The organism is Streptomyces sp. NPDC007095 (genome assembly GCF_040634475.1).
In the GTDB taxonomy this organism is placed as follows: Bacteria; Actinomycetota; Actinomycetes; order Streptomycetales; family Streptomycetaceae; genus Streptomyces.
Window position 1 is genome coordinate 1 of record NZ_JBEYFS010000401.1, and the last position, 5,665, is coordinate 5,665.

3 protein-coding genes are annotated in these 5,665 nt (G+C 67.7%); 1 reads left to right on the forward strand and 2 read right to left on the reverse strand.

Annotation, left to right across the window (positions count from 1 at the left end; translation table 11 throughout):
• Window positions 1–78: 78 nt before the first annotated feature.
• Window positions 79–4,635: a LamG-like jellyroll fold domain-containing protein gene (locus tag ABZ656_RS55870; protein ID WP_360280132.1), complete on the reverse strand. Its 4,557-nt coding sequence runs from the start codon at window positions 4,633–4,635 to the stop codon at window positions 79–81.
• A 163-nt stretch (window positions 4,636–4,798) separates the two neighbouring features.
• The gene (locus ABZ656_RS55875) at window positions 4,799–5,305 is read right to left on the reverse strand and encodes a BMP family ABC transporter substrate-binding protein (protein WP_360280135.1); all 507 of its coding nucleotides are present in this window, start codon (window positions 5,303–5,305) and stop codon (window positions 4,799–4,801) included.
• A 189-nt stretch (window positions 5,306–5,494) separates the two neighbouring features.
• Here ABZ656_RS55875 and ABZ656_RS55880 point away from each other — a divergent pair, with 189 nt between their 5' ends.
• Window positions 5,495–5,623 (forward strand): hypothetical protein, encoded by a 129-nt coding sequence (locus ABZ656_RS55880; RefSeq protein ID WP_360280138.1) that lies wholly within the window; start codon window positions 5,495–5,497, stop codon window positions 5,621–5,623.
• The last annotated feature ends 42 nt before the right edge of the window (window positions 5,624–5,665 follow it).

Sequence of the window (5,665 nt, forward strand, 5' to 3'; positions counted from 1 at the left end):
ATGATCTTGGAAGCCGTGCCTGTTCCGCTCTCCCTGGGCATCAACCTGGCAGACCGTCATGAACCGGACGCCCGGCGACTACGCCGAAGCCCTGGTGTATGTGGTCGAGCACTTCAGGGAGGCGAGGTTCTGGCAGGTCGCCCTGGAAACTTCGTTGCCGCGCACATCGTGGCCTATCGCCGTGATGTTGCCGTCCGGGTCGATGACCATGTGCTCGAAGCCGCCGGTGTCATAACCGTACGTCGTCTTGTTGCCGAGGCCGTCGATCTGCGCGACGGCCCGGTAGCCGTTCAGCGGGTCGTACTGGTAGGTAACCGTCTTGCTGCCGGGGTCGGTCACCCGCACCGTCTCCAGCGGGGCCATCCCCGAGGAGTTGCGGCCGGCCGCCCAGTGGGAGGCCACGTCGTCGCCTGAGAGGGCGTACTGATAGAGGGTCACTTCGGCGATCGAGCCGGTGAAGTAGCTGACGTCGCCCGGCGAGGCGATCCACGACTTCGCAAAGCCGGCCCCGATGTAGAGGTGGTTGTTGCCCTGGTCGTTCGGGGCGCCGGAATAGGTGCCCTGCTGGTTGCCGTCCAGGTAGAGCGTCTGGGTGCTGCCCGACACGGTGAGGATCACATGGTGCCACTTGTTGTCGATGACGGTGCTCGTGGAACCGAAGGCGGTCCCGCCGCTGCCGCTGCCGCTCCAGAAGTGGCCGTGGACCTTGTTGTCACTGCCGACGTAGAGGACCGGGGACCAGCTGCCGGAGGCGCCGGTCGCTCCCGCGACGGCGACCGACTGGTCACCGACGAGGACGCCGGGCGTGCTGGTCTTGAACCACAGCTCGACGCTGCGCTCCGTGTAGGTGTGTAGCAACTGTACGGGCAACTGCACATACGAGGATGTGCCGTTGAAGGATGCCGCCGTCTGGTCGGAGAAGGGGCCGCTCACCCCGAGCGTCGTGTTCGCGTACGTCCCTGATCCGGAGTTCTCCTCGTCGACCGCCTCGGAGGCGCCCGCCGACTCACCGAGCCGGTAGTAGCCGACGGACCCTGAGCCCAGAATCGCGGCGCGGTAGACCTGGCTGGATCCGGTCACGGCCGGCGCCGCCATGGACCAGGAGCCGCCGTTCTCGTCGACCAGGTGCGTGGCGGCCGTCGTCGTGGGGTCGTACGTCACCGACGCGTAGGTCTTGCCCGACGGGCGGGTAACTGTGCTGAGCAGGCTGGCCGGCGTGGTACCCGCCTTGTAGAGGGCGGTGACGTCCGCCTGGACCAGGGGGCGCCCGAAGAAGGAGGCGTCGGCGATCGACCCGTTGAAGTAAGTGCCGTAGACGGTCGACGAGTTGGGGTGCGGCTGGTCCGGCCAGGTGGATCCGAGGTAGCCGGTGCCCAGGTAGGCGTGGGTGAACAGCCAGGGCATGTTGCCGGTGAACCCGAAGGAGCCGTAGCCGGCCGAGGTTCCGACCTGGCTGCCGTCCAGCCACATCGTCTGCTTGGTCCAGGAACCGGAGAGGACCACGTGATGCCACTTGTTGTCGGCCACGGAGGCCGGCGTGGTGATGGGCGTGGTCGTCGTGCCGTACCAGAACAGGCCGTTGAGCTTGCCGTCGGTACCGACGTACAGCGACGGCGTGAAGTCGCCTACGGTCGCCGTGGCCTGTACGGGCATGTCCGAGGAGGAGAACAGCACGCCCGCCGTCGCCTTGGCGGTCTTGAACCATAGGGAGATCGTCTGGGAGCTGGAGTTACCGAGGCCGAGGTCCGGGAGCTGGATGTACGAGGACGTCCCGTTGAAGCCGGCGGCGGTCGAGCTGCTGCCGGCCAGCGGACCGGCCTGGCCCAGGGCCACGTTGCTGTACGTCGCGTTGTCCACGCCCTCGCGGGGCAGGACGGCGCTCGCGGCCGTGGTGCCGGAGGCCTCCGACAGCGGCCAGAACGAGTTCGGGTCCAGGTCCAGGGTCTGGCTGTGCTCCTGCGAGGCGCTCGTGTAGCCGTACCGGGTGCAGCCGGTACCGTTGGCCGTGTCCGTCGGCGAACAGACCTTGGTCAGCTGGTCACCGGTGTACGAGTACGTCCAGGTCAGCGCAGTCCCGGACTGCCCCGCGGTCACCGGGTCGGTCGCCACGGTGGCGACGTGCGGGCTCGTCGCGCCGGCCGGGGTGTTCCAGGTCAGGTGAACGGCGCGCTGCGAGACCGCCGAGGCCATCGCGGTGATCTGGGTGCCGGTCCAGGTGAAGTTCTCCGCACGGCCGTTGGCGTCGGTGATCGACGCGATGCCGTAGGCGCCGGAGCCCAGCTGGTGTGTGAACGTGTAGATGGTGGCGTTCTTGTCGGTGAGCGTGTAGCCGCCGCCGGTCACGCTCTTGAAGGTCGCGAACCGGCCTTCGGGCGGCGAGAACGACCCGTCGGAGTTCTTCCCGTACCCGACGGCCGAGCCGTCGGGATAGGTGACGTACACCGCGGTCACGGCGCCCGTCGAGTCGTACTGCTCGGTGGCGCGCGCGTCGAACACGCTGGACCAGCCGGCGCCGAACGCCCCGGCGGTGCGCGGGTCACGGGAGTTGTAGTCGCGGATCACCGTCAGGGACGGGCCCGGAGTGGCCACGTTCGCGTCGGTCGCCGACGTGGTGTAGTTGCCGACGGCCGGGTTGTAGCCGTGGCCGTCGGTGTTCTGGGAGAGGCCGGAGGTGACCACCGGCTGGGGCACCTGCGTGGTGAACTGCTGCCACTGCGGCCCAGGGGAGTAGTTGGTGCCGTCGAAGGCCTGCACTTCCCAGTAGTAGGCCTTGCCCCAGGTCAACTTGTTGGCCGGCACGTTGTAGTAGTTGGCCGTGATGTTGCCGGAGTCGGCGAGCTTCGTACCGGAGGTGTTGTAAACCTGGAAGTCGTACTTCTGGGTCGTCGTCAGGTTCGGGTCGATGTGCGCCACCGCGGACAGCTGCGGGGTGAGCGTGGTGACGGACGCATTATTCACCGGGCTGGCGCTGACCACCTGCGGCAGCATGGCGCCGGTGTAGGTCAGCATCAGGCTCGGGGAGTACGTCACATCGTAGATCGAGCCGAACTGCTTCCAGTGCAGGGCGTCCGAGGTCGACGCGTAGACGGCGAGCCCGTGGTCGCTCGACGCGCCGGCCGCCGAGGCCCAGGTGTTGAAGGTCGACGCAGACAGCGTGACCGTCACCCAGTCGCCCTTGCTGAGGTCACCGCTGCTGTTCGCGCACGCGTTGGGCGTGTTCGGGGTGGCGTTGCCGATCGACGAACCGTGAGAGGGCCCCGGGTAGGAAGTGATCGAGGAGGGCGTCCAGGCCGAACTGACTGGCGCGACGTCGAACCGTTCGGCCGTGCAGGTCGAGGACCACACGTCGTACAGGCTCAGCGACGCCGCCGAGACCGAGACCTGCGAGCCGTCCAGTCCGAGACCGGGGAACTGGAGGTAGGACACGGCGGAGTGCGGGCCCGAGTCGTAAGAGCCGACCTTGATGGCCTGCTCCATCGAGTGGTCGCCGGGACTGCCCGACTCGGCATAGGTGGTGATCGCCTGCTCGTTGTCGAACGAGGGGTCCACGGTGACCGGGAAAACCCGGCCGGGGGCGTGCAGCCACGCCGCGTCCAGCGTCACCCGCAGCACGGGACGGTCATCTGAGATCGTCAGGATGTAGTGGACGGCGTGCGTGGTGGCTCGCTCGCCCGAATGCCGGTCGACGCGGGAGTCGTAGGCGTAGGCCGGGGGGATTTCGCCAGCGTTCTTACCGGAGGAGTCGCGCAGCGCGATCGAGCCGTCCTTCAGCTCGACGGGGGTGAGGCCCTTCAGGTCGAGCGGGAAGTCCCATGAGTGGGCCGCCCGGGAGGAGGCGAGGACGATCGACTCCTTCAGCCCGGTCGCGGTCGGCTGAAGGTTCAGGTCGGTGTCCGGCAGCACGTCCGGATAGGAGACGGTGGATCCGGAGGCCTGAGGCGCGACGGGCTTCGCTCCGGACAGGCCATAGGACAGCTGCCGTCCGCCGCTCATGGTCAGGCGGGCCAGTGCGGCATCGGAGCCGGTGGCGGCGAAGTCCGCCGCGGGCGAGTTGGCCTTCTCCGCCCAGCGACCGTGCGCACCGCGCACGACGTGGGTGTCGATGGGCTGCCAGTCCCCGGCCGAGTCACGGTAGTTGACCGGCAGCAGGGAGTAGCTGCGGCTGTAGGAGCCGTCCGCGTTCTTGAAGTAGTTCGACGTCGCGGTGGACTTGGCCGCCACTCGCCTGCTGGTTCTGGCGTTGAACCCGAGCCGGGTGGCGCTCGGGCCCTTGGCGACCTCGCGCGTGTAGGGCTTGGCGGAGGGAAGTTCACCTCTGCCGTGGCCGGGCTTGTGTCCGACACCACGGTGGGCGCGGGTCGAGGCCGCCGACGCGTGGTGGCTGTGCCCGGCGGCGGACCCGGACCGCTGGCGCGGCAGATGCCCCCAGTGCGGGGAGGCCGGGTCCTTCAGCCAGCCCAGCACGTCGGAGAAGCTGGGCACCGACAACGGAGGAAGCCCGCGGCCGTCCGCCACCGCCGACTCCCCGGTCAGCACCATCGCCAGGCAGGCCAGCACCAAGACGGTGGCGGCGCGAACGACCCTGCGGTGCAGGCGTATCCGCCGGGCGGAACGACGGAAACGACGAGAGCGCATCACAGCTCCTGACGAGAATCAGCACATGATCACCAAGCGGGCTGACTCAACAGCATCAGGAGCCGTAAGTACTAGATCAGTTGGAACTCCATTGACTGTTCTTTAGATTCACCTGGGGGTAACGAGAATCAAAGACAGCGGCAGGGTTACGGACAGGTGAATTTCATTCCTTCGGTGACGCATCGACCGCGGCTTCCATCGCTCTCGCCACGGCGGTACGCGTCTTTGAAGTGGCGGCGATGAAACCGACGTTGTGCAGGCTGGATCCGGAACCGACGGTGATGAATCGGGATTTGGGCGAACTCGGCGCCAACTTCCGTACCGCCGAGGCGGGCGCCTTGCCCACCGCCAGGACGAGGTCACAGCGCTGCTGGATCAGGGTGTTCGCGTAGGCCTGCGCATTGGCCTCCGTCTCCGGCCCAGCGACCGCCAGGTAGCTGGCCTTGGCGTGAGTCGCGAGGGACGCGTCCTGCATGCCGGCCCACACCGGTGCAGCCTGGGGACCGGTGATCCCGCTGGCGTCCGTGAGCAGGCAGGCCGCGAAGGACGTGTATTGACGGGCTCTCGGCGCGGGGGTGGTGCCCCCGCCCCCGCCCGACACGCCCAGGGCCACCACCGCCCCGGCCACCGCTGCGGCTCCGCCGCCCCAGGCCCAGAGCTTCTTCTGCATGCGCACCCACCCCTTCGCACCAGCGCCGACCGGTCGTCGCCGCAAACGGCGCGAGCATAAACCAGCCTGCCGGTGACCAGAATTGCGAGGACCGGCATGGCGGGGGACTGAGACGTCGTTTCTTTTGGCTAGAGCGAGTGCTGTTGACCGGCTCAGATGTGTGTCAGTGCGGCGTGAGAGCCTCCGGGCATGAGCTACGACCTGGCTGTCTGGGAAGGCGAGCGGCCTGCGGATGACAAGACCGCCGGCCGGGTCTTCAAGGACCGGGTCTGTACGCTCACCGGTGTAATTGATGATCATGGAAGAGACATCAAGTGACTGACACCGTGACCGAGTCCGTGGCCGCCGATGACCTGGCGG

Bases quoted from the DNA above. Each gene is read 5' to 3' on its own strand.
- ABZ656_RS55875 (WP_360280135.1), bottom strand. From the start codon at position 5,305: ATGCAGAAGAAGCTCTGGGCCTGGGGCGGCGGAGCCGCAGCGGTGGCC.
- ABZ656_RS55880 (WP_360280138.1), top strand. From the start codon at position 5,495: ATGAGCTACGACCTGGCTGTCTGGGAAGGCGAGCGGCCTGCGGATGAC.
- ABZ656_RS55870 (WP_360280132.1), bottom strand. From the start codon at position 4,635: ATGCGCTCTCGTCGTTTCCGTCGTTCCGCCCGGCGGATACGCCTGCAC.